Genomic DNA, 23,720 nt, shown 5'->3' on the forward strand with positions numbered 1-23,720 from the left:
CGCACCAGGTTCAACGCGGCAGCAGATTCGTTTTGGCGAGATCGACAACCTCGTCGCCGCGACCGTTCATCACCGCGCGCAGCACCCAGAGGCTAAAGCCCTTGACCTGCTCGGCCGTGATCGTCGGCGGCATCGACAGCTCCTGCTTGGCGGTGACGACGTCGAGCAACGCCGGACCGTTGTGGGCCAGCATCTCCTTCATCGCGCCCGGAAGCTCGCCGGGATCCTCGACGCGTTTGGCGAAGATACCCATCGCACGCGCCATCGCGGCGAAATCGGGATTCTCCAGATCGACATTGGTGTCGACGAAACCTGCCGCTTTCATCTCCAGCGCGACGAAGCCGAGCACACCGTTGTTGAAGACGACCACTTTCACCGGCAGCTTCATCTGCGTCAGCGTGATCAAATCGCCCATCAGCATGGTGAAGCCGCCGTCGCCCGACAGCGAGATCACCTGACGGCCGGGCTGCGCCGCCTGCGCGCCGATCGCCTGTGGCATGGCATTGGCCATCGAGCCGTGCACCAAGGAACCGATCAGCCGGCGGCGGCCGTTCATATTGAGATAGCGCGCCGCCCACACCGTCGGCGTGCCGACATCGGCGGTGAAGACGGCGTCTTCGGAGGCGTGATCGCTGATGACTTTTGCAAGATATTGCGGATGGATCGGCTTGCTGCCCGGTGTGCCCTTGGCCAGCGAGTCCAGGCCTTCGCGCGCCTTCTTGTAATGCGCGACCGCATCGTCGAGATGCCTACGCTGCGTCTTGGTCTTCAGCAGCGGCAGCAGCGCCTCGATCGTCTGCTTGACATCGCCGACCAGCCCGAGATCGATCTTGCAGCGCCTGCCGAGATTTTCCGGGCGAATGTCGATCTGCGCGACCTTCGCATCGGCCGGGAAGAACTGCTTGTAGGGGAAATCCGTGCCGAGCATCACCAGCGCGTCGCAGGCGTGCATGGCGGCATAGCCCGAGGAGAAGCCGATGAAGCCGGTCATGCCGACGTCGTAGGGGTTGTCGTATTCGACATGCTCCTTGCCGCCGAGCGCATGCACGATCGGGCTCTTGAGCGCTTCGGCCAGCTGCATCAACGGTGCATGCGCGCCGGCGCAGCCGCGGCCGCAGAACAACGTGATGCGCTCGGCGCCGTTGAGGAGCTCCGCGAGCGCCTTCAGCTCGTCGGCTTGCGGCACGACCTTCGGCGCGGCAAGCGCAAGCCCGCGTGGCGTCGACAGCGCGCGCTTCGGCGGCGTGCGGAAGGCGACATCGCCGGGCATGGCGACGACGGCAACGCCGCGCAAGCCGATCGCGGCGCGGATCGCGTTCTCCAGCACGAACGGCAACTGGCTCGGATCCGAGATCAGCTCGCAATAATGACTGCATTCGCGAAACAGGTTTTGCGGATGGGTTTCCTGGAAATAGCCGCCGCCGATCTCGGCCGACGGAATCTGCGCCGCGATCGCCAGCACAGGCACACGGCTGCGATGCGCATCGAACAGGCCGTTGATCAGATGCAGATTGCCCGGGCCGCACGAGCCGGCGCAGACTGCAAGGCTCCCCGTCATCTCGGCCTCGCCAGCGGCCGCGAAAGCCGCGACCTCCTCGTGGCGGACATGAATCCAGTCGATGGTGCCGCGGCGGCGCAACGCCTCGGTGATCGCGTTCAGGCTGTCGCCGACGATGCCGTAGATACGCTTGACGCCGGCCTGTTCGAGCGTTGCCACGAACAGATCGGCTATGTTGTTGATCGCCATGTCGGTCTCCTGATCTCGCTAATGCGAACAAGATAGGATAACGCGCGGCCTCGGCGACATCACGGCTTGTTTATTGAGAAGTTAGTCTTTCACAATCGCCCGATCATAGGCGTCGATCGTCGCTTTCGCGCGCGACGCAACATCGGCGGCCGACATGCCGGGCTTGTAGAGGCTGGAGCCAAGCCCGAACGCCGTCACGCCGCCCTTGATGTATTCCGCGAAATTCTGGTCGGAGACGCCGCCGACGGCGGCGATCATGACGCCGGCCGGGAGCACGGCGCGGATCGCGGCAATACCGGACGCGCCGAGTACGCTCGCCGGAAAGAATTTCAGGCCGGATGCGCCGGAGCGTGCCGCAAGCAGCGCCTCGGTCGGCGAAAACACGCCCGGCAGCGTGATCATGGCGTACTGATGTGCACGCGCGAGCACCTGCGTATCCACATTCGGCGAGACCATCAGCGTGCCGCCGACGTCGTTGAGACGATCGACATCCGCCGTGGCCAGCACCGTGCCTGCGCCGATCAACACGCCGGCCGGCGCGAGCTTCGCGGCGGTGCCGATCGAGCGGAACGGATCCGGCGAGTTCAAGGGAATTTCGATCGCGGTCATGCCGGCCTCGATCAGCACACCGACGATGGCCTCGGTCTCCTCGGGCTTGACGCCGCGCAGGATCGCGACCAGGGGCCGCTTCATCGGCGGAAAGGGAACGCTCATCTCACAGGTCCTTCTTTTTCGTCCAGATGACAGCGGCCGCCATCGACAAGCCGCGACGAACTGCCTCGTCGGCATCGATCGGATTCACGTCGACCTTCAACGCGTCGAAGGCGAGCCGGTACAGAGCCGCCAGCCGGCCCGAGGCGATCAGCGTGATGCCAGCCTTTGGCACCGTGCCGGAGAGGCCTGCCGCGAGTTCGGCGCCGATCAACGTGCCCGACAACGTCTCACGCGCCGCGGCCGGCGTGCCGCCGAACAGCAATTGGCGCGATCGCGCGCCGAACAGGAGGTTTGCGGCAAAGGCCGGCGCCTCATAGGCGGCTTTCACCGCCGCCTTGAAGCTCGCGACATCCTCGGCCTCATCGGCGCCGGCGACCGCGAGCGACAAGATCGTCTCGCGCGAGACGACGCTGAAAAGCTCGCCGGTCATGAACGTCGAAAAATGCGCGACCGTGCCGTCCTTCACCCGCACCCATTTCGAATGGGTGCCGGGCATGCAGACCAGCGCCTCGCCAGCGGCATCTAAGCCGAGTGCGCCGAGCAATTGCGTCTCCTCGCCGCGCATCACGTCCGGCGCTTTTGTATCGCGTTGCGCGATGCCGGGCAGGATGCGGATATCGCGCGCCTCGCCCGGCACACGCGCGGCCTGCTTCAGGACCGCGGACAACGGCGCCGGTGTGTCGACATAGCCGGCCTCGACCCAGCCGGTTTTGGCGCCGGCCATGCCGCAGACGAGAACCGGCAGATGACTGGGCGCTGCGACGGCAGCGAGGTGCGATTGCAGCACGCCGGCAAAGCCGGCCTTGGCTGCCGCCATCATGCCCTCGTCGCTGCGGCGCTCAGTCAGCACGTGGCCTGTGCGATCGACCAGCCAGAGCCGGAAGCTGCTGGTGCCCCAGTCCACCGCAACAAAAGCGGGTTCGGTCATTTCGAATCGTATCCCTGGTCTCATGGCCGAGACGCCGTCTCGCGACAATGAGACGGACGCCTGGCAAATCTGCCCCGGGATATCGGCTATTGCGGGCCCAAACCAGCCTTTTCTCGCAGGTCCGGGGCGCGGCCCGCGCTGGCACACCGCTTGCTCAAGCTGTTCCTGTTCACGTCCCGGACGCGCAGCAAGACGCGTCAACATCAGATGAGGAAACCCATGGAGATCGGCTATTTCACGATGCCTTCGCACCCGCCGGAGTGCGGCCTGAAGGAAGGACACGACTGGGACCTACAGGTCCTGCGCTGGCTCGACGAGCTCGGCTACCAGGAAGCCTGGATCGGCGAGCACCACACCGCGCCTTGGGAACCCAATCCGACGCCGGACCTGCTGATCGCACAGGCGCTGATGCAGACCAAGAACATTCGCATCGGACCGGGTGGCTTCCTGCTTCCCTATCACCATCCGGCCGAGCTCGCCAACCGCGTCGCGATGCTCGACCACCTCTCCGAGGGCCGGCTCAATTTCGGCGTCGCGGCGAGCGGCTTGCCGAGCGACTGGGCGATGTTCAACGTCGACGGCATGAGCGGGCAGAACCGCGATATGACCCGCGAGGCACTGGAGATCATCCTGAAGCTTTGGTCCGATCCCGCGCCCTTCACGTACAAGGGCAAGTTCTGGACGGTGACCAAGCCGGACACCATGTTCGACTTCCTGAAACCCCACATCAAGCCGCTGCAGGCGCCGCATCCGCCGATCGGTGTCGCCGGGCTGTCGAAGAACTCGGACACGCTCAAACTCGCGGGCGAGCGCGGCTTCATTCCGATGAGCCTCAACCTCAATCCGGCCTATGTCGGCAGCCATTGGGACTCGGTGGAAATTGGCGCCGCCAAGACCGGCCGCAAGCCCAGCCGCGCGGACTGGCGGCTGGTGCGTGAGGTCTTCGTCGCCGACACCGACGAGGAGGCCTGGAAGCTCTCGACCGGCGACATGATGGGGCGGATGATGGGCGAGTACTTCCTGCCGCTGCTCGGCCATTTCGGATTCAAGGACTATCTGAAGCACACGCCCGACGTGCCCGATAGCGACGTCACTGTCGAATATTGCGCCAAGCGGAACTGGGTCGTCGGCTCGCCCGCAACCGTCGCCGAGAAGATCGAGAAGATCTACGACGAGGTCGGCGGCTTCGGCGTGCTCTGCGTGTTCGGCTTCGACTACAAGCACAAGCCCGAAGCCTGGCACCACTCGCTCTCACTGCTCAAGAACGAGGTGATGCCGCGCCTGAAGCATCTCGGCTCCGCGAAGAAGGCAGCTTGACCGAATGCGGGTGCGGCGCGAACCTGCCGCACCCGCCTCTATTCCGGAGATGTCCGCGTGACGGTCGACGCCAATCCTCTCGACGCCAAGCATTTCAAGCAGGCGATGCGCCAATGCGCCGGCGCGGTTGCGCTGGTCACGGTCGGCGCCGAACACGGCAAGCGCACCGGGCTCACCGTGACGTCGGCCTGCTCGCTGTCGGACAGTCCGCCGTCGCTGATCGTCTGCGTCAACCGCAACGCCAGTGCGCATGCCCGCATCCGCGAGGAAGGCGCCTTTGCGATCAATTTTTTGCACGAAGATCACGCGGCGTTGGCCCTGACCTTCAGCGGCCAGAAGGGCGTCAACGGCGACGACCGTTTTGCATTTGGGCAGTGGACACGGGGAGCCACAGGCGCACCGGTGCTGACAGATGCGGTCGCGGCGTTCGACTGCGTGCTGGCGCAGGAGTTCGAGACCAGGACCCATTCGATCTTCGTCGGCGAAGTGCGCTACGTGTCGCATTCCGACGGCGCCGCGCCGCTTGTGTATTTGCGCAGCAGTTTTCACACGCCGCAGGAAATCCGCGAGACCGTTTCTGTCGGCGACCTCGATTCGCGACATTTGAGCTGGACGGATTTTTCTTGAGGTAGCGCGCGAGGGTTCTCGCCACGAATACAGTATCGTAGGGTGGGCAAAGCGAAGCGTGCCCACGCACTGCAACATTCGGTTAGAGGCGGTGGGCACGGCGCAAGCGCGCCTTTGCCCACCCTACGATTCCGAGCTAGCGGATAAAGATCACTGCGTCGTCTCGATCTTCAGCAGCTTGATCTTCCGATACAGCGTGGCGCGGCTGAGCTTCAGCGTTCGCGCTGCCTCGGTGACGCGGCCGCCGTGCTTGCGGAGCGCTTCGGTGATCGTCGCGCGTTCGGCGGCTTCGAGATCAGGCTCCGCCCTCCGGCCAAACGGCGGCAGATCGAGATCAGCATCCACGATGACACCATCCTCCGCCGTGCAGCCGGCGAGCCGCAGCACGTGGCGGAGCTGGCGCATGTTACCGGGGTAGGGATAGGCCGAGAGCAGAGACCAGGCCTCCTCTGACAGCCGGCACTTCGGCGCCTCCTCGCGCGCGATCTGGCGGATGATATCGTCCCTGTCCGCGCGCTCGCGCAACGCCGGCAGCCGCACCTCCATGCCGCGCAGACGGAAATAGAGATCGGCGCGGAAGCTGCCTTCCTCCGCCATGCGGCCGAGGTCGCGGTGGGTGGCGCTGATCAATCGGATATCCACCGGCACGGGCTTGAGCGCGCCGAGCGGCCAGACTTCGCGATTCTCCAGCACGCGTAACAGCCGCGTCTGAAGCGCGATCGGCATGTCGCCGATCTCGTCCAAAAACAGCGTGCCGCCATCGGCCTGCACGATCAGGCCCTTCGAGCCGTCACGGCGCGCGCCGGTGAAGGCGCCGGCCTCGTAGCCGAACAGCTCGGCGTCGATCAAGCTCTCCGGCATCGCCGCGCAGTTCAGCGCGACGTAGTTGTTACGGGCGCGGTTGCTCGCGGCATGAATCGCGCGGGCGAACACGTCCTTGCCGACGCCGGTCTCACCATGCAGCAGCACCGGCAGATTGTGATCGCCGATGCTCCTCAACCGCTTCACGCTCCTGACCAGGCCGGGATCGCGGCCGGCGAGCCGATGCAAGGCGTCGAGGCGATCGACGGGCGCGTCACGGCGCAACGTCGAGGACTTTGCGTGCAACGGCGGAACGACATGGCCCTGGCCGAGCGGACGGCCATCGGCGCGGCGCAGCTCGACGATCTCGTCCACGTTGCGCGAATGGTCGAGCTTGATGTAGCGCGACAGGTCGATGCCGGATGCGATCAGGCCGTCGGTCAGGCCCAGCAAGGCACGCGCCGCTCGGCAGGCGCCGACGATGCGGCGGTCGTCGTCATAGGCGAGCAGGCCGCTGCCGCCATCGCCCGGCACGGTCGCGATCCAAGCGTTGCGGAAATGATCGCGAAAGATTGCGCCTTCCATACGCCGCGTCGCCTCCATCGTCACCGCGAGCGCGAGCTGATGCGCGGCACGTTCGAGATCCTCGCGGCAGGAGGTGATGTTGACCGCACCGGCGAGGCGCCCGGCCTGGTCGAACAGCGGCGCCACGGCGCAGGAAAACATGTGCCACTGCGCGCGAAAATGCTCGTCGCGATGCACCAATATCGGCTTCTGCTCGGCAAGCGCGGTGCCGAGCCCGTTGGTGCCTTCAAAGGTTTCGGCAAAGTTCGAGCCGGTGTAGATCTTCCAGTCCATGAACAGTCGTGCGTCGGACTCGCCCGGCAGACGGCTGAACAGCATGGTCGCGTTCGCATCAGCGAGATTGACGCAATAGCCGGCGTCGCGCAGCACGCGGGCGAGGTCGTCGAGCTCCGGCGTAAGCAATCGGATCGTCTCTTCCAGCGGCTCGGCGACGTGACGGATTTCGGCTTCAGTGAGCGTCTGCGGCGGGCCCTGCCGGGCGGGGTCGAGCTTGTGGCCGATCAGGCAGCGCCGCCAGGAGGTCGCGATCCGCGACTCCGCGTCGACGTCGGCCACATGATTGGCGACGGACAAGACACGGGCGACATGGTTCGAGGCCGAAAGGCTGGCCATCGCGGACGTCTCCACCCTGTATTATTGTGCAAAGTCTGGCACCACAGGCAGGGATGTCAATCGGGAACCGGGACGCAGGCTATTGCTGCACTGCGTTCACCACGTGTCGATACACGGCCGCTTCTTCTTCGTCCGCGCTGGCGGCTTCGGCACCGACCGCAGGCCCGCCATGATCCAGCGCCGCGTCTCGGCGGGGTCGATGACGTTGTCGATCTCGAACACCGAGGCGATCGAGACCGCCTTGCCGTTGGCGTAGAGCTCGGCGACCTTGTTGCGGTAATAGGTCTCGCGCTCCTCGGGGTCGGCGATCGCCTCCATCTCCTTGCGGAAGCCGAGGCGGACGTAGCCTTCGAGACCCATGCCGCCGAACTCGCCGGTCGGCCAGGCCGCGGTAAAGAACGAGGCGTGGAAGCCGCCGCCGATCATCGACTGCGCGCCGAGGCCATAACCCTTGCGCAGCACGATGCCAAACAGCGGCACGGTGAGGCTCGCACCCGTGACGAACATGCGCGAGACGTGGCGCACGATCGCGGTCTTCTCGGCTTCCGGGCCGACCATGAAGCCCGGCGTGTCGCAGAGCGAGACGATCGGCAGATCGAAGGCGTCGCAGAGCTGGAGGAAGCGCGCGGCCTTGTCGCCGGCATCGGCATCGATCGCGCCGCCGAGATGACGCGGATTGTTGGCGATCAGGCCAAACGGTTTTCCTTCGATGCGGATCAGCGAGGTGATCATGCCGACGCCGTAGTCGCGGCGCAGTTCCAGCACGCTGTCCTTGTCCGCGACGAGGTCGATCACGCTGCGGATGTCGTAGACGCGGAGCCGGTTCTCGGGGATGGCACGGCGCAGCAGGCGCTGATCGGCAGCCTGCCAGGCCGTCAGCGCGCCCTGGAAGTAGGACAGGTATTTTTGTGCGGCGGACGTCGCCTCCTCCTCGTCCTCGACCAGAATGTCGATGACGCCGTTCGGCGACTGGAACGAGACCGGACCGACTTCGGCCGGATGATAGACGCCGAGGCCGCCGCCTTCGATCATGGCGGGGCCGCCCATGCCGATCGAGGCATTCTTGGTCGCGATGATGACGTCGCAGCAGCCGAGCATCGCGGCATTTCCGGCAAAGCAATAGCCGGAGACCACGCCGATCACCGGCACGAGGCCGGAGAGCCTTGCAAACTGCACGAAGGACGGGCCGTCGAGACCGGTCATGCCGAGCCGGTCGGTGTCGCCAGGCCGCCCGCCGCCGCCTTCAGCGTAAAACACCAGCGGCACGCGCCAGTCTTCTGCCAGCGTGAGCATGCGGTCGATCTTCTTGTGGTTCATATGGCCCTGCGTGCCCGCGAGCACGGTGTAGTCGTAAGCCACGACGATGCAGCGGGCGGCATCAGGGTCAAATTTCTCGGCATTGACGGTGGCAACGCCCATCACGAGGCCGTCGGCCGGGGTGCTCTTGATGAGGTCGTCGAGCTTGCGACGACGTCGCTGGGCGGCAATCGCGAGGCTGCCATATTCCATAAACGAGCCGTCGTCGACGAGCTGCGCGACGTTCTCGCGCGCGGTGCGCTGGTTGGTGTTCCGGCGCCGCTCGACCGAGGCCGCGCGGTTCGCGTCGAGCGTGTTGGCCTGGCGCGCGATCAGCTCTGCCAGATCGGAGCGGATATGGTCGAGATCGATGTCGGCTTCCGCCGCCGACGCATCGGCGGCGACGTCGAGCGGTTCGAGATAGAGGATCGGTTCGCCATGCATCAGCGTGACGCCGTCGCTGGCCGCAAGCTTCATGACGCGCCCGCCCTGTTCGGCCATGACGAGGTGTTCCATCTTCATGGACTCGATCACGGCGAGTTGCTGGCCCGGACGCACGATCTCGCCTTCCTTGACCTGGATTGTGACGATGGTTCCTTGCAACGGGGCGGCGACCATCACCGTACCCTCAGGCACGACTTGCGCGACATGTCCCTCAGCGGCGTGTGCGCCGCCGCGTTCGGCCGCGGCAAAGTAGAGCGGCTTGGCTGCACCATCCGCTGCCTCAACAAGCTTCGCGATGTTGCGATCGATGAAGTCGGTCGCGATGCGGTTGGTCCTGAAATCGGGATGCGCCAGCACCGCCTGGAGAAAGGCGATGTTGGTGACGACGCCGTCGATCCGGAACTCGCGCAAGGCGCGCGAGGCCTTTGCCACGACGTCATGCCAGGCTTCACCCGGCGTATGAACGATGACCTTGGCCAGCAGCGAGTCGAACGCCGCGCTGGTCTTATAGCCGGCGTAACCAAAACTATCGACGCGGACGCCGGGGCCTGACGGCGGCTCGAACACGGCGAGCACCCCGCCGGTCGGATGCGTCGCGCCCGTCTCGTCCAGCGTCTCCATGTTGACGCGCAGCTGCATCGCATAGCCGCGCGGCTTCGGGATCGCGCTTTGCGCCAGGCCGAGGGAGGCCAATGAGCTGCCTGCAGCAATCGCAAGCTGGGCGTGGACGAGATCGAGGCCGAGCACCTCTTCCGTCACGGTGTGCTCGACCTGGAGCCGCGGATTGGCCTCGATGAAGGCAAAGCTGTCCTCGGCCATGCCGTCGACCAGGAACTCGAAGGTGCCGAGATTGTCATACGCCACCGCCGCCGCAAGCTGCTTCGCCGCCTCGATGATGCGGCCACGCAAGCCGTCGCTGAGCGAGGGGCTCGGCGCCACCTCGACCAGCTTCTGGTGCCGGCGCTGGATGGTGCATTCGCGCTCCCAAAGATGGGAGACCGCGCCGTGCATGTCGCCGACGATCTGCACCTCGATGTGGCGCGCTTGCCGGATCAGCCGCTCGGCATAGACGCCATCGAAGCCGAACGCCGCCTTGGCCTCGGACTGGCAGCGCGCATAGGCCTCAGCGAGACCGGATGCATTCTCGACGACACGCATGCCGCGGCCGCCGCCGCCGGCCATCGCCTTGATCACGATCGCGGCGTTGTTGCCGAGCGACGTGAAGAATGCCGTGATCACCTCAAGGCTCGAAGGCCCGCTGGTGCCGGCGATGATGGGCACGCCGCAGCGCTTGGCCAGTTGCCGTGCCGCGACTTTATCGCCGAACAGTTCGAGCGCCGCCGGCTTTGGTCCGACGAAGGCGACGCCCGCATCGGCGCAGGCTTTTGCAAACGCCGCGTTCTCGCTCAGAAAACCATAGCCGGGATGCACGGCATCGCAGCCGGCGCTCTTCGCCGCCCTTACCACGGCGTCGATGTCGAGATAGGCCCGCGCGCCGCGGCCGGGGATCTCGACGGCCTCATCGGCGACACGCACATGCAGCGATAGCGCATCGTCAGCGGGATGGATCGCGACTGTGGCGATGTCCGCATCGGCCGCGGCGCGTGCGATGCGGATGGCAATCTCACCGCGGTTGGCGATCAGGAGCTTCTTGAACGACATCGAATCTCTCACTCAGACTGAAGCGGGACGGTTGGGATCGAGGTCCTGCTTCTTCACCTTGCCCGTGGCCGTCAAAGGCAGCGCCTCGATGATCCGCACCTCCGGGACCTTGTAGACGGCCATGCGCTCGGCACACCAGGCGCGCAGATCGTCCGCGGAGATCGTGCCGACCGCTTCCGGCTTGAGCTGGATATAGGCGACAGGCACTTGGCCCTTGTCGGGGTCGTCGCGCCCGACCACGCCGGAGCCCAGCACCTTCGGGTGCTGCCCGAGCAGCGCCTCGATCTCCGGTGGAAACACGCTCATGCCCTTGACCTTCAGCATCTCCTTGCGGCGGCCGAGAAAGTGCAGGAAGCCGTCCTTGTCGATGGTGCCGATGTCACCGGTGCGCAGCCAGCCGTCGATCAGCGACTCCGCGGTTGCCTCGGGCTTGTTCCAGTAACTCTTGAGCAGCGACGGCGTCCGTACGCGGATTTCGCCCTCAGCGCCGAGCGGCAGCAATTCACCGGTCTCGAAATCGGTGATCTTGAACTCGGCACCGGGGACCGGCAGCCCGACGAAGATCGGTTGGTTGTTGAGATCGAAATCATCGTCCTGGAAGCCCGATGTGAAGGTGTTGGAGGTGTGGGTCTCCGTCATGCCCCAAGCCGCCTCCATCAGGATCGTGCCGGTGAGATCCTTCCAGCGTTTGCGATAGTCGGCGTTGAGCTTCTTGACGAACGAGACCACGCGCACTTGCTTCAGCGACGACAGGTCGAACTCGCTCCAGCGCGGATGGTCCATCAGCTCGACCGCGCCATCGACCGGCATCGCCGTGATCGTGACCTTGTACTTGTCGATTGCGGCCATCGCGCCGACGGCGTCCCAGCGTGCCAGCAGGATCAGCGTTCCGCCGGAGAACAGCGGGAAGATCAGGCCAAAATTCTCCCCCGCGATCCAGAACTCGGGAAAGAACGACAGGAACACGCTGCTCTCGTCTGAGAGAACCGAGATGCCGTAATTGGCGGCGGCCGTATAGACCATGTCGCGATGGGTATGAACGCAGCCCTTGGGCATGCCTGTGGTGCCGCCGGTGTAGTTGAGCGCGGCGACCTCATCGAGGCCCGGCGGCGGAAGCGGCGATGGCGCGGGCATTGCGGCAAGCGCGGGCAGGAGGTCGGTCGCGCCCGAGATTGCCATGCGCGGCGTGCGTATCGAATCCGGTGCTGGAAATGCGGGCTCGGCCGGAACGACGTCCGCAAAGCTGGTGACGATGATCTCGCGCAGGCTCACCTCGCCCCTCACCTGCTCGACGACGGGAATGAGCTGGTCCAGCGCCACGATCACCTCGGCCTTGGTGTCGTTGAGCTCGTAGGACAGCTCGAATGCGCGCGACAGTGGGCTCACGGGCACATGGACCGCGCCGAGCTTCAGAATACCGAAGAAGACGATGTGGAACTGCGGACAATTCGGCAAGAAGACGGCGACGCGATCGCCCTTGCGCACGCCCTTCGCTTGCAGCAACGCCGCAAAGCGATCGCTCTGCCGGTCGAGATCGGCATAGGTCGTGACGTGCCCGTAGAAGATCACCGCAGGTCGCGCAGGACTCTGCTTCGCCCAGGCGCGCAGATATTCCGTCAGCGGAACTTCGCCATGCAGATAATTCGGCGAACGCGGCATGCCCTTGGGCCAAGCCCTCTCCCAAAGGCCGTGCAAAGTGGCGAGGTAGTCCTTCTCGTTGAGGCCTGCGCTCATGACGTCTTTCCCGCGAGCTTTTCTTTTCGGGCACACATGTGCCTTCGACCGGCGTCATTACAGGTCGAGCACAGCGAACGTCATGTCAAGACAAACAGTTCATCCGCATCACGGACGATGCCGTGATGCGGAAAATGCCGAACAAGCTCGCGCGTCAGGCCGCCCGTACGCCGGCAACGAAGGCGCTGACCTCGTTCTCCAGCGACTGCAGCTTCTCGGTCAGCCGACCGCTCGACTGCAGCACGAGGCCTGCGGCCTGGCCGGTCTCGGCCGTCGCATCGGTGACGCCGGAGATGTTCTGCGAGACCTGGTCGGTGCCGGAGGCAGCGTCTTGCACGCTGTGGGCAATGGCTTGCGTCGCGGCGCCCTGCTCTTCGACTGCGGCCGCGATCGACGAGGAGATCTCGTTGACCTCCATGATGGTCTTGCGAATGCCGTCGATGTTGCCAACGACCTGATTGGTCTCGGCCTGGATCGCGGTGATCTGCGCGCCGATCTCGTCGGTCGCCTTTGCGGTCTGGCTTGCCAGCGATTTCACTTCGCTCGCGACCACGGCAAATCCCCTGCCGGCCTCGCCGGCGCGCGCCGCTTCGATGGTGGCGTTGAGCGCGAGCAGATTCGTCTGCGAGGCGATCTGGTTGATGAGATCGATGACCTCGCCGATCTTGTGCGCGGCCGCAGCCAGCCCCTGTACGGTATCGTTGGTGCGCTGGCCATCGGCGGCCGCCTTGTCGGCCACGGAAGCGGCCTGTGCGACGCGCTGGCTGATCTCGGTGATCGAGGCCGACAATTGGCCGGCGGCGGAGGCCACCGTCTGCACGTTGGTTGAGGCCTGCTGGCAGGCGGTGGCGACGAAGCTTGCGCGATCGGTCGCCTTGTTCGCGGTCTCCGACATGCCCTGGGCTGCCTGCTGCATCGCGCGCGCCTCGTTGAAGACGTCGCGAACGACGGCCTGGACGCTCGCCTCGAACTTGCCGGCGAGATCGGCCATGGTCTTGCGCTTCTCGCCGTCGGCCCGCTGCTTGGTCTCCTGCTGCTCGGCATGCATCCGGCCCACCGCCGACGCATTGTCCTTGAACACGGCAAGCGCCTTGGCAAGCCCGCCGACCTCGTTTCGGCGATCAGTGTAGGGAACGTCGAACGCGCTATCGCCAGAGGCGAGCCGTTCGGTCAAAGCGGTGATCTTCGCAAGCGGCCGCGTCACGCTGCGGCCGATAACGAAGGAGCATGCGAGCACGAGCACCAGCACGACGAGGCACAGCAGCCCGAAGGTCATCGCGTCCTGCCGAAACACCGCATCGACGTCGTCGAGATAGATGCCGGTGCCGATGATCCAGCCCCAGGGGGCAAAGCCCTTCACATAGGAGATTTTCCCGACCGGTTGCTCAAATCCGGGCTTGGGCCAGAGGTAACTGTAGAAGCCCGCGCCCTGTTTCTTGACAACATCAACGAAGCCGAGGAACAGCGCGTTGCCGGAGGGATCCTTCATGCCGGCGAGATCCTTGCCGTCAAGCTCGGGCTTGATCGGATGCATGATCATCTTCGGCGTCATGTCATTGAGCCAGAAATACTCGACCTTGTCGTAGCGCAGGCTCTTCAGCTCTGCGATCGCGGCGACCTGCGCTTGCTCGCGCGCGAGCTTTCCGTCGCTCTCGAGCTTCTGGTAGTGCGCCAAGATCCCGTAGCCGACATCCACCATCTGCTGCGTCTTGGCCTGGCGGTCGGCGATCATCTGGCTGCGGAGGGTCGAGAGCGCGATCGGCGCCATCGCGATCATGCCGAGAAGGCTGATGCCGACAATGAGGACCAGCTTGAAACTGATGCGGGAGAAAATCATCTGTACTCGCAAGAATTGGCGGGGCTGACATGCCATTTTATCCCGCTCCCCTTAGCAAAGCTTTAAGCATTCGAGCTCCCGACACCCCGGGAAAGTACGCGAGTCAGGCCGCGGTTCAGTATTTGCGGCTGCATTGGAATGGCTCCAAACGAGGAGTTTCTGATGCTTGCGCGTTTCTAGAAGACCTCGATATCAGCCTTCCCGGCGTTGACTTGCGCGCGCCCAAGGCAGAACGATCGGCGCAGATATTTTGCGCCGGCCGGGGCGTGAGCGCAGCCAATAGCCAGAGGCTCCATGTATCAATCGACAGACATCAGGACGCTTGACCTTCCCGCGCTGAGCGCAGCGGAGCGGCTCTTCATCTGGGGCTTTCGCGCGAAAGCGCGAAGCGGGACCGCCGTTCCGACGGCCGCCGACATCCAGCAGGTCTACGATCATTTTCGCGTCGGCGATGCCGTGCGGTCGCTGGACTCCATCATCGAGATCTTTGCGTGCACGGCGCATACGGCCATCGAGGTGCATTGCCCACCTGCCCGAAGATGTCAGAGAGCGAGCATGGAATCTTGCACGCGATCGCCGCGGCGCAAGAGGAGCGCATCGATGTCGCGCGCGAGCAGTTCGAGAGTTGGCTGCCGCCGATCGGTGCGGATTGGGCGCTCGCGCCGGTCAAAGGGCTTGCGACGATCTTCCGCATGGCGGGGCTCATCGTGCCCGATCGACGCATCAGGGCTCCCAACGTTGGGCCGACGATGGCGATGAAGAGCTGGTTCGTCGGCAGCCCCACCTTGCACTGACGGGATCGTTCATGATGCAGGATGCGCATTGTTCGAACGTCGAGGGTTGCGACGATTTTTGCCGTGTCGCGCTCTCGCTGTTCCGATTCATTGGCGCAGCCTATGCCACCGGCGCGTCCGACTGTTGGGAGGCCGCCTATCGCTTTGCCGACGAGGCACCCGGCATTTCCGATAGCCCGCTGCTGGTCGCGCGCGCTGCGGCGCTCGTCAGAATCCTGCGCAGCGGACGCCCCTGCGAGCTGTGCTTCATGCCGCCGCCGTGCCGGCGCCTGTCGAAGGACGAGGCGCAACTGATGCGTCTGCTGGCGGTCGCGCGAAGCAAGCAGCCGGGTGAACTCGAGTCCGCCGTCTGCCAGTTCGTCGGCGACGAAAACGAGATCGCGACAACACGAGCGGTCAACGCGCTCGCGTTCTGCTGACACCTAGCGACCGCTCGCGTCGAGTATGAGATCGATCGCCAGAGCGGTGGTGCGCGACAGGCGATCTGCAAGGCATTCCGCGCGTCGGCCGAGGACTGAAGCAACGCGCAATGCTGACCGCGCACGTCCGCGCTTGATGCAAGTCGTGCTACCCGTCGACAATACAAGCTTCCATGATCTCGTCGAGCTCGACCTTCGATAGCACTCCGAGCTCGGCGATGAAGACGATCCGCGACCGCGGCACGCCCGCAGCCGGCACATCACCCGGTGCCAACGTCGCGCGGCCGCCGGCGAGCTGGAACACCATCAGACGTCCGGGCTGCTCGACCGTTTCGAACAGGCCCTTGGCACGCGCAAGCTTCGGCGCCAACTTGCCGATCGCCTGCTGCAAGCGCGCCAGCGAGAGCGGCTGATCTGAGGTCCAGCTCAGAGTCTCAAAGCGCTCTTCCGCTGGACGTTTCGGCCCCGGCTCGCGCTGTGCCGGCGCGCGATCGGCTGCAGGAAACAGCAGCGCAGACGGAAGCGCGCCGTGCTTCGCATCGACGACGACCGCGGGCACGCGCTGCGCGCGGATGGCCTCGCGCATGCGCACCCCCGCGCCTTCTTCCGCCAGATCCAGCTTGCTCAACGCCACGATGTCGGCGACGCGCAGCTGCGAACGCTGGAGCGCATCGTCCAGAGCCGCCGGCGGCGTTGCCGCGTCCATCACGCAGAGCACCGTCTCCAGCGGAGCCTCGCGCAGGATCACGGGGTCCATCAAATTGCGCACGATGTCGGCGGGATCGGCGACGCCGCTGGTTTCGATCACGATGTACTCCGGCTTCGGATCACGCCGCAGCAGCGTCGAGAGCGTCCGCAACAAATCGCCTTCGAGCGAACAGCAGATGCAGCCGTTGCTCAAGCTCACGACGCCGTCGCTCGCGCCCGCGATCAGCTCCGCATCGATGTTGATCGCACCGAAATCGTTGACGATTGCGGCAATGCGCCGTCCGTCCGCGTTTGCCAAGAGATGGTTGACGACCGTGGTCTTGCCCGCCCCCAGGAAGCCCGTCACCAGGAGAATGGGGACCGGCATCGGTCAGCCTCCGGCGACGGGACGGCGCACGGGCCGGCCGGGCCGCGCCACGACATCGAGCACGCCATCGGCGATCAGCGGCTGGCCGCTGACCACGAGATGCCGCACGCCTTCCGACGGACGGTTCATCGCCGTGAATGTTGCGCGGTCCGAGAGCTTCTCGTAGTCGAACACCACGATGTCTGCATCGGCGTCCTTCGTCAGCCTGCCCTTGGCGCGCATCGCGGGCGTGCTCTGCGACAGAATTTCTGCAGGGATCAGCGCGCATTTGCGCACGCCTTCGAGCAGCGACACGGTCTTGCGCTCGCGCACCCATTCGCGAATGAATTTTGTGAAGCAGCCGGCCGAGCGGGGATGCGAGGTGGCGTCATCAGGCAGCGGCCAGGCATCGCCCTTGTAGGTGCTGCCGTCCGGCAGCGTCCACGGCATCGCATCGGATGCGATCGCGCCGCCGGGATAGAGCACCGACATGTCGAGGAGGTCGCGATGATGCGCATTGTTCTCGGTGTCGAGGATATGCCAGAGCACCAGTGACGACGGCTCTTCGGCCTGCGCCTTGAGCAGCTCCTCGCGATCGTGGAAGCGATAGCCATCGGTCACGCGCTGCACGGAATCGTAGCCGGTGCCGTTGCGCTCGACGAACTGAGGATCGCTGAAGAACGCCGCCGCCAGCACGGTCGAGCCGGTGCCGTAGGGATAGGCCTCGACCGTAATCGGCAGGCCCTGCGCCTGAGCCTTCTCGATCAGCACGCGGCAGCGCTCGATGTCGGTCTTGCTCGACGAGTTGAAATGACAGATGTGCATGTGCGCGCCGGTGGCGCCGGCATAGCCGATCAGGCGAATATAGGCCTCCGCCGCGCTCTCAGGGTCGATGCGCGACATGTAAGCAACGTGGGTGAAGGTCGGCACATCCTGCTTGGCGGCAAGCTGGCAGACCGCGGTCAGCTCCTGCACGCCGGCGCCCGGCGCATAGGCGTTCAAAATGCCGATGCCGATGCCGCCTTCGTTCAGGCCGCGCCTGAGACGCTCGAGGATTCCCGCCACCTCGGCATCGCTCGCCACGTTGTCCATCCAGCGGCGGTCGCGCATGGCATTGCCGAATGCTTCCAGCGAACTCTCCGCGTTGGAGCCCGTCATCGCGCCGATGCGCGCAAAAGCCCAGTTGGTGGCGGCGCCATAGTTGAGCACGCGGCCTCGCCTGGCCTGGCGCTCATACCAGGAGGCAACGGGCAGCACGCCGGCTTCGAGATCGAGCGTCGTCGTCACGCCGTCGAAGGCCTGCATGCGGTCGGCCGGAATCGACTGACCATGCGCGTGCAAATCGATGAAGCCCGGCGCGACCACGAGCCCGGTCGCATCGATGATCCGTGCGGCGCTGCCGAGTGACGAGCCGACGGCGGCGATCTTGCCGTCCACCACCGCCACGTCGCCAACGGCGTCCATTCCGCTCGCGGGATCCACCACCCGGCCGCCAGAGATCACCAAACCGCTCATATCGTCACTCCGCCAAGCTATTTCCAAAGCCCCCAAAGGCCCGGCAGCAGCTTCGGAGGCAGTTCATGTCCATAGAGACAGATTTTCCGGGCAACGACCACCACCGCTGATGCCGATGCAGCATGCTAGCGCGGGAGGTCCGGACGTGCGGTCGCATTCTCGCGGCGTGATGGCCCGAGCTATGCCCTTCGCTTCAGGCCCCCTCCGAAGAAAGGGCGCAGGGAAGACCGGGCGCCGGCTGGCACCCATAAAGCCCCCATGCGAAAATGATGCACACGCAATGCACAGGGGAAGTACAGGGCAACCGAAACTCGGCCTTCCCTGCGCGATGGTTTGACGGCTTATGCGCGCTCTCCCCGGAGACGAATTCCTTTTGCCTCCGTCGCCCCGCGAAATACACGGCACCACGCCGGTTGACGCGATGACGCCTTCGTCAGGGCTTGACCGTAGCGACGACGGCCAGGACCACACGGTTTCGCCGTACGCGAGCTTCCGGCTCCGCCAGAGGCTTCGCCGGACATGCCCTGCTTCGCCGTGAAGCTCCACAGGGCTAAACGCCGTTCGTACAACGCGGCTTGAAGTGGCTCACGAGGCTCGGCTCAATCCACTGCCCCGCCCTGCCACAAACATCCGCGACGACGCCGCCCGCGTCCACCGCAATCCCAGCCCGCGTTCGTGACGACGTACGACCGCCCCTTTGGTGGGTTGGGATGACCAACAAATACGACAAATCCGAATTTCGGTAAAGTGGAATATTTTTGATGTGGTGACTTGACAGCGGGTTCACGTGCTTCGCCCAATCGCTCGCTGGAGCGGCCGAACCGGATTAAGCTGCGGGCTTTCAGGAGCGTCCCCGCCAAGTTCCTGGCTCTTGCGCCACTGTGCCGGCGTGACTCCCATGTGGCTCTTGAAGGCGCGCTGGAATGCCGCTTCGGATTGATACCCGACAGTTTCCGCCACGGCGCCGGTCGACAATGAAGATTTTTTCAGCTCGTTCGCTGCGAGCGCCATCCGGATATCGGTCAGGAGATCTGCGGCCGAACGCCCGAGCTTCTCCTGGAATTGGCGCACGAGCGTGGCGCGCGACATGCCGCACAGACGCGCCAACTCGGGCAGCGACCATGCGCGCGCCGGCTCTTTGAACAGAGCGGCCACCGCCGGTGCAAGGCGCGGATGACCGGCCAGGGCGAGCAGCCCCCGCGGCGCATCGTCTGTGAGGCTGGCGAGCCGCAGCACCAGCGCGAACATCGCGCTCGACAGTGCGTTCAACATCGCGCGGCCGCCGAGACGATCGTCTGCGGACTCGCGACGCATCAAGGCGACAAGACCGGCAAGTTGACCCGCCGTGTCTCCGTCGCCAGCGTCAGCGCCGGCATGGATGACGATGCGCGGCGGTAAATAACTGCGCAGCAGGCGGTCGTGCGGCGGCGCGATGGCAAAATGTCCGCACAACAGATCGAGCCGTTCTCCCGAGCCGGGATTTTCGCTGATCGTGAAATTGAGCGACGCGCGGTTGCGCGCCGGCAGCGGCGCCGCCCCGCTGCCGTCGTGCATGACGTGTCGGGGATTACCGGGAAGCAGCAGGATGTCGCCGCGCTCAAGCTTCAGCGGCCGCCCGCCCGCCGGATCGTCCAGCATCGCCGAGCCGGCCAGCACGGCATGATACGGAATTTCGTTCGGTTCGCCCGATGCCTGGTCGATGCGCCATGGCGCACCGTAGGCGCAGCGCAGGTCGAGCCGCCCACGCACGGGCATCATCTCGAACAGCCGGCTCAGCCAGTCCATCGCGGTCTCTCCCGAGCTCACCTCGTCATGATACTATTGAGCATATAATTGAGACTTATTGATATTCAAAGCATCAATTTCGGACCCCATTGTCACTCCTCACCAGCCCAAACAAGGAGTGCCAACATGTCCCGTCTTTCCGTTCCCAATCTCGAAACCGCGACCGGCGCGACCGCTGAAATCTATGATCAGATCAAGAAGGCGATTGGCAGCGTGCCAAACACCTTTGCCGCGATCGGCGCCCATGCGCCGGATGCACTCAAGGCCGTCCTGCTCGCCGACAGCGTGCTCGCTTCGGGTTCGCTATCGAAGCGCGACCAGGAAACCATCAAGCTCGTCATCTCCGAGGTCGCCGGTTGCGATTACTGCGTCGCCGCACACAGCCTGCTCGGCAAGCTCGCGGGCCTGACGCCCGAAGAATTGAAGAGTATCCGTGAGCGCCGGGCGACCGGCGATGACAAGCGCGATGCGCTCGCTCGCTTCGTCCGCAAGCTCGCGCAATCCAGCGGCACCGTCAACGACGACGACTTCGCTGCCATCAAGGCTGCCGGTTACACCGACAAGCAATTGGTGGAGATCAGCCTGGCGTTCGCGACCACCGTCTTCACCAACGTGTTCAACCGCATCAACGATACCGAGATCGACTTCCCCGCGGTCACGTGAAGTGACCGCCCCAGTCAGATCTTGAATGAAAGGATCATGACAATGACCGCGATGATCGGGAACGTGCAAAATCCGTTTGTCCGCGCGCTGCAAAACTCCGGCCTGTTTGCGGAAGATCTCGACTACCACGTCGTCCGGGCCTCGATGGTGATCTTGTTTCTCTTCTTCGGCTATCAGAAATGGTTTCCGTACGAGTTCGAAAGACTGGTCCCGTTCATCAGCAACGGGCCGCTGATCTGGTGGCTCTATCCTCTCTTCGGTCACGCCGGCGCCAGCTATTTCCTCGGCACCTCGGAGTGGACGTTCGGGACCCTGATGCTCGCCGGCTTCTGGGACAAGCGGCTCGGCGCGCTCGGCGCCCTCGGCTCGACCGGCACCTTCATCGCGACGGTCACGATCATTCCGTTCATGCCGGATGGCTGGGATGTCGCTGCGGGAGGATTCCCGGCGATGACAGGCAACGTCCCCTTTCTGATGAAGGACGTCGTTCTGCTGGCGGTGTCGTTCTATCTGCTGAGGCAGGACGTGGTTCGGCTGATCCGGCGATAAGGTTTGAGATCAACATATGAAACCTCCGGACCCGAAGGCCCGGAGGTCGCACGTTGGACAAGCAGCTCGCTCAGTTCTGCCGGTGAATGATAATGTTGACATGGCTGCTGCCCAGCGCGGAGGCCACGGCGTTCTCTGCCTTGGCGAATTCCGAGCCGAGCCACTTCGCGGCAGCAACCGCTTCATGCTTGATCCAGCCCCACGGGCCGGCGGCGGCAACACCGTCGAGTTCGTCGATGGACAACCCGCGGTTTTCAAAGCTGATATCGTCAGGACGCTTCACACTCATCTCTAGTTGGTGATGCAGGCCCTCCCGGGATCACGAGCGGGATGCAACTTGCTCCAAAGACGGCTGTGACGATGATCACCTCGGCCGCGACAGGCGAAAAACGACGCTCCGTTATGGAGCGACAATCACCTACGACGCCAATCTCCGCTCGGCGACGATTCGTACCGGCGGAAACACAACACAATCCGCCACGTCGAACATCACCTCGATGCTCCGATCGAACGTCTGAGCAAAGACAATGGCATCGTTGCGCCATTCGTCGGCGATGGCCGTACCGAGCGTGCAATGCGGGATCCAGGCGCCCGGCCGGTAATGAGGACGACAATGCGCTGGATCGATTGCCGCGCTGACACCGCCATGGATGCGATCCAGCGCCTCGTCGATCACCGGCTCTGCCCAGAGGACTAGCGGAGAACCTTCGAACCAGCGAATTCGCTTGAACTCGATGCGCAGTTGCGTTTCGCCGGCTACGGCTGCGAGCATGGCGTCGCATGCGGTCTTTTCATCGACCGCTGGCCCGTCATAGATCGCAAAAGTAAAATGCGGACGGTAGCCGAGCGCACGCATCGACGGCTTGGGCTCGAATGCGCGGACCTGATCCCACAGCCGCTCGATCTCGTCCGCTGAACTGTTGTCAGCTCGGATGTTGATCGCCAATGCCACAGGCTCACCCCGCGGACGGAACAAACAAATCGAGATCGAGGGGGGCCGACAAATTCAAAAATGGCGCTCCCTAGGGGAATCGAACCCCTGTTTCAGCCTTGAGAGGGCCGCGTCCTAACCGCTAGACGAAGGGAGCGTTACGGCTAGCCAATAGCCTCGAAATTTGTCGGCCGCAAGGACTGAACCGGCGTTTTACGGCTCATTGGCAAATTTCAGCTTTCCGGCGGGCTTGAGCGTGTGCGCATCGAAGGTGCGTATCTCGATGACGCCGCCGACGTCGAGGGTCACCATCAGGCGGTCGCCGGCGATACCGGTCGAGACGATTCTGGCGCCCTTCGGCAGGGTCGCGGTGACGTCGCCCACTGGCTCAGCCGCCCTTCCCTCCGACTTGAAAAGGCGGTAGCCCACCGCGATCAGGACGGCGCAGATGGCCAGCGCCGAGGTCAACCCCGCGATCAGCATCATCCGCCGCACCCGCGCGAACAGCGCGGCCTGCTCGGGGTTCGGTTCGGGAACAGCGGTATCAGACGTCGTCATGGAAAACTCAGGCTCTGCGCAAAGGTTGGAGGTCGTGGTCGAAGGCGACGAGGGCTCGGCCCGGCTCGACCGCGTGCTGGCGGCGCGCCTTCCCGACTTGTCGCGATCAAGGCTGAAAGCCCTGATTTTGGCGGGCGCCGTGAGCCTGAAGGCCACCGCGGTCCGCGACCCCGCTTATCACGTCGCATCCGGCGATACGATCATAATCGACGTGCCGGAGGCTGTCCCTCCGGAGCCCAGGGGTGAGGACATCGCCCTCGATATCGTGTTCGAGGACGACGACATCATCGTCATCAACAAGCCGAAGGGGCTGGTGGTGCACCCCGCGGCCGGCCACGAGACAGGGACCTTGGTCAATGCGCTGATCGCCCATTGCGGCACCTCGTTGTCGGGGATCGGCGGGGTGCGCCGGCCGGGCATCGTGCACCGGCTGGACAAGGACACGACCGGGCTGATGGTGGTCGCCAAGAACGACCTGGCGCATGCCTCGCTCACCGCCCAATTCGCCGACCACGGCCGCACCGGGCCGATGCGGCGCGGGTACATGGCGTTCGCGTGGGGGCTGCCCGGCCGCCATCGCGGCACGGTCGACGCGCCGATCGACCGCCATCCGCATGCGCGGGAGAAGATGGCCGTGCGCCAGGGCGGCCGCGAGGCGGTGACGCATTGGGAACTGCTCGAGAGCTTTACCGGGCGCGACAGCAAGCCGATCGCGGCGCTGCTGGCCTGCGAGCTCGAGACCGGGCGCACCCACCAGATCCGCGTTCACCTCGCCCATAGCGGCCACCCTCTGATGGGCGACGCGGTCTATGGCCCGCATTTCAAGACCAAAGCGAACCAGCTGGGGCCGGAGTCGCAGGCCGCTTTAACGGCACTGGGACGGCAAGCCCTGCATGCCTATTTGCTGGTACTTGAGCACCCCAGGACCGGAGAACTTCTTCACTGGGAGGCGGGCTTGCCGGAGGATTTGCTTCTCCTGGAAAGCGCGCTGAAAGCGGCGCTATGACGCAGGGGCATTGAGAAAACCGTTACCTTACAAAAAGTTATAGCTGCCACACGGGGACGTGACGTCAGCAATCCTTCCCTTTTTGCCCCCTCATGGGGTATATTGCGCCTGCGTTGGAAATGACCAACGCGGAACATCGCAG

Annotated in this window: 20 protein-coding genes and 1 tRNA gene; 7 read left to right on the top strand and 14 right to left on the bottom strand. The window is 64.6% G+C overall.

Features of this window, described 5'->3' with window-relative positions; all coding sequences use genetic code 11:
- Nucleotides 1-10: 10 nt before the first annotated feature.
- The 3 genes from poxB to ABIA96_RS33095 all read right to left on the bottom strand — a co-directional run bounded on the left by poxB (nucleotide 11) and on the right by ABIA96_RS33095 (nucleotide 3,389).
- Nucleotides 11-1,747, bottom strand: a complete 1,737-nt coding sequence (gene poxB, locus ABIA96_RS33085; RefSeq protein ID WP_354141108.1) for a ubiquinone-dependent pyruvate dehydrogenase — start codon at nucleotides 1,745-1,747, stop codon at nucleotides 11-13.
- 81 nt (nucleotides 1,748-1,828) lie between these two features.
- A complete protein-coding gene (locus ABIA96_RS33090) occupies nucleotides 1,829-2,461 on the bottom strand; it encodes a 2-dehydro-3-deoxy-6-phosphogalactonate aldolase (RefSeq protein ID WP_354141109.1) in 633 nt (210 codons plus the stop codon).
- Nucleotide 2,462: 1 nt separating this feature from the next.
- Nucleotides 2,463-3,389: a 2-dehydro-3-deoxygalactonokinase gene (locus ABIA96_RS33095; protein ID WP_354141110.1), complete on the bottom strand. Its 927-nt coding sequence runs from the start codon at nucleotides 3,387-3,389 to the stop codon at nucleotides 2,463-2,465.
- 219 nt (nucleotides 3,390-3,608) lie between these two features.
- On the opposite strand from ABIA96_RS33095, the gene ABIA96_RS33100 reads away from it, so the two are divergent.
- Nucleotides 3,609-4,706 carry an LLM class flavin-dependent oxidoreductase gene (locus ABIA96_RS33100; protein ID WP_354141111.1) on the top strand — a complete coding sequence of 366 codons (1,098 nt, stop codon included), beginning with the start codon at nucleotides 3,609-3,611 and terminating at the stop codon, nucleotides 4,704-4,706.
- A gap of 57 nt (nucleotides 4,707-4,763) precedes the next feature.
- A complete protein-coding gene (locus ABIA96_RS33105; RefSeq protein ID WP_354141112.1) occupies nucleotides 4,764-5,333 on the top strand; it encodes a flavin reductase family protein in 570 nt (189 codons plus the stop codon).
- Between the two features lie 150 nt (nucleotides 5,334-5,483).
- On the opposite strand, the gene ABIA96_RS33110 is transcribed toward ABIA96_RS33105, so the two are convergent.
- The 4 genes from ABIA96_RS33110 to ABIA96_RS33125 all read right to left on the bottom strand — a co-directional run bounded on the left by ABIA96_RS33110 (nucleotide 5,484) and on the right by ABIA96_RS33125 (nucleotide 14,304).
- Complete coding sequence (locus ABIA96_RS33110; RefSeq protein WP_354141113.1) at nucleotides 5,484-7,331, bottom strand: sigma-54-dependent Fis family transcriptional regulator; 1,848 nt, start codon at nucleotides 7,329-7,331, stop codon at nucleotides 5,484-5,486.
- A gap of 96 nt (nucleotides 7,332-7,427) precedes the next feature.
- Nucleotides 7,428-10,733: an acetyl-CoA carboxylase family protein gene (locus ABIA96_RS33115; RefSeq protein ID WP_354141114.1), complete on the bottom strand. Its 3,306-nt coding sequence runs from the start codon at nucleotides 10,731-10,733 to the stop codon at nucleotides 7,428-7,430.
- A 12-nt stretch (nucleotides 10,734-10,745) separates the two neighbouring features.
- The gene (locus ABIA96_RS33120) at nucleotides 10,746-12,467 is read right to left on the bottom strand and encodes an AMP-binding protein (RefSeq protein ID WP_354141115.1); all 1,722 of its coding nucleotides are present in this window, start codon (nucleotides 12,465-12,467) and stop codon (nucleotides 10,746-10,748) included.
- Between the two features lie 154 nt (nucleotides 12,468-12,621).
- On the bottom strand, nucleotides 12,622-14,304 hold the full coding sequence (locus ABIA96_RS33125; RefSeq protein WP_354141116.1) for a methyl-accepting chemotaxis protein: 1,683 nt from the start codon (nucleotides 14,302-14,304) through the stop codon (nucleotides 12,622-12,624).
- A gap of 563 nt (nucleotides 14,305-14,867) precedes the next feature.
- On the opposite strand from ABIA96_RS33125, the gene ABIA96_RS33130 reads away from it, so the two are divergent.
- Nucleotides 14,868-15,098, top strand: coding sequence for a hypothetical protein (locus ABIA96_RS33130; RefSeq protein WP_354141117.1), 231 nt, complete (start codon nucleotides 14,868-14,870; stop codon nucleotides 15,096-15,098).
- 11 nt (nucleotides 15,099-15,109) lie between these two features.
- Nucleotides 15,110-15,517: a hypothetical protein gene (locus ABIA96_RS33135; protein ID WP_354141118.1), complete on the top strand. Its 408-nt coding sequence runs from the start codon at nucleotides 15,110-15,112 to the stop codon at nucleotides 15,515-15,517.
- Nucleotides 15,518-15,665: 148 nt separating this feature from the next.
- Here ABIA96_RS33135 and ABIA96_RS33140 read toward each other — a convergent pair whose 3' ends face one another.
- The 3 genes from ABIA96_RS33140 to ABIA96_RS33150 all read right to left on the bottom strand — a co-directional run bounded on the left by ABIA96_RS33140 (nucleotide 15,666) and on the right by ABIA96_RS33150 (nucleotide 19,871).
- Nucleotides 15,666-16,592 carry a CobW family GTP-binding protein gene (locus tag ABIA96_RS33140; RefSeq protein ID WP_354141119.1) on the bottom strand — a complete coding sequence of 309 codons (927 nt, stop codon included), beginning with the start codon at nucleotides 16,590-16,592 and terminating at the stop codon, nucleotides 15,666-15,668.
- Nucleotides 16,593-16,595: 3 nt separating this feature from the next.
- Nucleotides 16,596-18,086 carry an amidohydrolase family protein gene (locus ABIA96_RS33145; RefSeq protein WP_354141120.1) on the bottom strand — a complete coding sequence of 497 codons (1,491 nt, stop codon included), beginning with the start codon at nucleotides 18,084-18,086 and terminating at the stop codon, nucleotides 16,596-16,598.
- A gap of 783 nt (nucleotides 18,087-18,869) precedes the next feature.
- Entirely contained in the window at nucleotides 18,870-19,871 is a 1,002-nt protein-coding gene (locus ABIA96_RS33150) for a cupin domain-containing protein (RefSeq protein WP_354141121.1), read from the bottom strand.
- Nucleotides 19,872-19,997: 126 nt separating this feature from the next.
- Between ABIA96_RS33150 and ABIA96_RS33155 the strand changes: the two genes are divergently transcribed.
- Together ABIA96_RS33155 and ABIA96_RS33160 are read left to right on the top strand one after the other, a co-directional pair.
- Complete coding sequence (locus ABIA96_RS33155) at nucleotides 19,998-20,534, top strand: carboxymuconolactone decarboxylase family protein (protein WP_354141122.1); 537 nt, start codon at nucleotides 19,998-20,000, stop codon at nucleotides 20,532-20,534.
- A 36-nt stretch (nucleotides 20,535-20,570) separates the two neighbouring features.
- Entirely contained in the window at nucleotides 20,571-21,083 is a 513-nt protein-coding gene (locus ABIA96_RS33160; protein ID WP_502918869.1) for a YkgB family protein, read from the top strand.
- Between the two features lie 70 nt (nucleotides 21,084-21,153).
- Here the strand turns inward: ABIA96_RS33160 and ABIA96_RS33165 are convergent, their stop codons facing one another.
- From ABIA96_RS33165 to ABIA96_RS33180, 4 genes are all read right to left on the bottom strand, one after another.
- Nucleotides 21,154-21,366 (bottom strand): hypothetical protein, encoded by a 213-nt coding sequence (locus ABIA96_RS33165; RefSeq protein WP_354141123.1) that lies wholly within the window; start codon nucleotides 21,364-21,366, stop codon nucleotides 21,154-21,156.
- 135 nt (nucleotides 21,367-21,501) lie between these two features.
- Nucleotides 21,502-22,035: a 2'-5' RNA ligase family protein gene (locus ABIA96_RS33170; protein ID WP_354141124.1), complete on the bottom strand. Its 534-nt coding sequence runs from the start codon at nucleotides 22,033-22,035 to the stop codon at nucleotides 21,502-21,504.
- A 61-nt stretch (nucleotides 22,036-22,096) separates the two neighbouring features.
- Nucleotides 22,097-22,171 (bottom strand) — tRNA-Glu (locus ABIA96_RS33175).
- Nucleotides 22,172-22,227: 56 nt separating this feature from the next.
- Nucleotides 22,228-22,572 carry a hypothetical protein gene (locus ABIA96_RS33180; RefSeq protein ID WP_354141125.1) on the bottom strand — a complete coding sequence of 115 codons (345 nt, stop codon included), beginning with the start codon at nucleotides 22,570-22,572 and terminating at the stop codon, nucleotides 22,228-22,230.
- Between ABIA96_RS33180 and ABIA96_RS33185 the strand changes: the two genes are divergently transcribed.
- Entirely contained in the window at nucleotides 22,571-23,578 is a 1,008-nt protein-coding gene (locus ABIA96_RS33185; protein ID WP_354141126.1) for an RluA family pseudouridine synthase, read from the top strand. The genes ABIA96_RS33180 and ABIA96_RS33185 overlap by 2 nt on opposite strands.
- The last annotated feature ends 142 nt before the right edge of the window (nucleotides 23,579-23,720 follow it).

Origin of the sequence: Bradyrhizobium sp. LB11.1 (assembly GCF_040549385.1) — a bacterium.
Lineage (GTDB): Bacteria > Pseudomonadota > Alphaproteobacteria > Rhizobiales > Xanthobacteraceae > Bradyrhizobium.

Coding starts and splice junctions, on each gene's coding strand:
- ABIA96_RS33155 (WP_354141122.1), top strand. CDS start 19,998: ATGTCCCGTCTTTCCGTTCCCAATCTCGAAACCGCGACCGGCGCGACC.
- ABIA96_RS33095 (WP_354141110.1), bottom strand. CDS start 3,389: ATGACCGAACCCGCTTTTGTTGCGGTGGACTGGGGCACCAGCAGCTTC.
- ABIA96_RS33120 (WP_354141115.1), bottom strand. CDS start 12,467: ATGAGCGCAGGCCTCAACGAGAAGGACTACCTCGCCACTTTGCACGGC.
- ABIA96_RS33100 (WP_354141111.1), top strand. CDS start 3,609: ATGGAGATCGGCTATTTCACGATGCCTTCGCACCCGCCGGAGTGCGGC.
- ABIA96_RS33090 (WP_354141109.1), bottom strand. CDS start 2,461: ATGAGCGTTCCCTTTCCGCCGATGAAGCGGCCCCTGGTCGCGATCCTG.
- ABIA96_RS33140 (WP_354141119.1), bottom strand. CDS start 16,592: ATGCCGGTCCCCATTCTCCTGGTGACGGGCTTCCTGGGGGCGGGCAAG.
- ABIA96_RS33145 (WP_354141120.1), bottom strand. CDS start 18,086: ATGAGCGGTTTGGTGATCTCTGGCGGCCGGGTGGTGGATCCCGCGAGC.
- ABIA96_RS33125 (WP_354141116.1), bottom strand. CDS start 14,304: ATGATTTTCTCCCGCATCAGTTTCAAGCTGGTCCTCATTGTCGGCATC.
- ABIA96_RS33110 (WP_354141113.1), bottom strand. CDS start 7,331: ATGGCCAGCCTTTCGGCCTCGAACCATGTCGCCCGTGTCTTGTCCGTC.
- ABIA96_RS33185 (WP_354141126.1), top strand. CDS start 22,571: ATGGAAAACTCAGGCTCTGCGCAAAGGTTGGAGGTCGTGGTCGAAGGC.
- ABIA96_RS33160 (WP_502918869.1), top strand. CDS start 20,571: ATGACAATGACCGCGATGATCGGGAACGTGCAAAATCCGTTTGTCCGC.
- ABIA96_RS33115 (WP_354141114.1), bottom strand. CDS start 10,733: ATGTCGTTCAAGAAGCTCCTGATCGCCAACCGCGGTGAGATTGCCATC.
- ABIA96_RS33180 (WP_354141125.1), bottom strand. CDS start 22,572: ATGACGACGTCTGATACCGCTGTTCCCGAACCGAACCCCGAGCAGGCC.
- poxB (WP_354141108.1), bottom strand. CDS start 1,747: ATGGCGATCAACAACATAGCCGATCTGTTCGTGGCAACGCTCGAACAG.
- ABIA96_RS33150 (WP_354141121.1), bottom strand. CDS start 19,871: ATGGACTGGCTGAGCCGGCTGTTCGAGATGATGCCCGTGCGTGGGCGG.
- ABIA96_RS33135 (WP_354141118.1), top strand. CDS start 15,110: ATGATGCAGGATGCGCATTGTTCGAACGTCGAGGGTTGCGACGATTTT.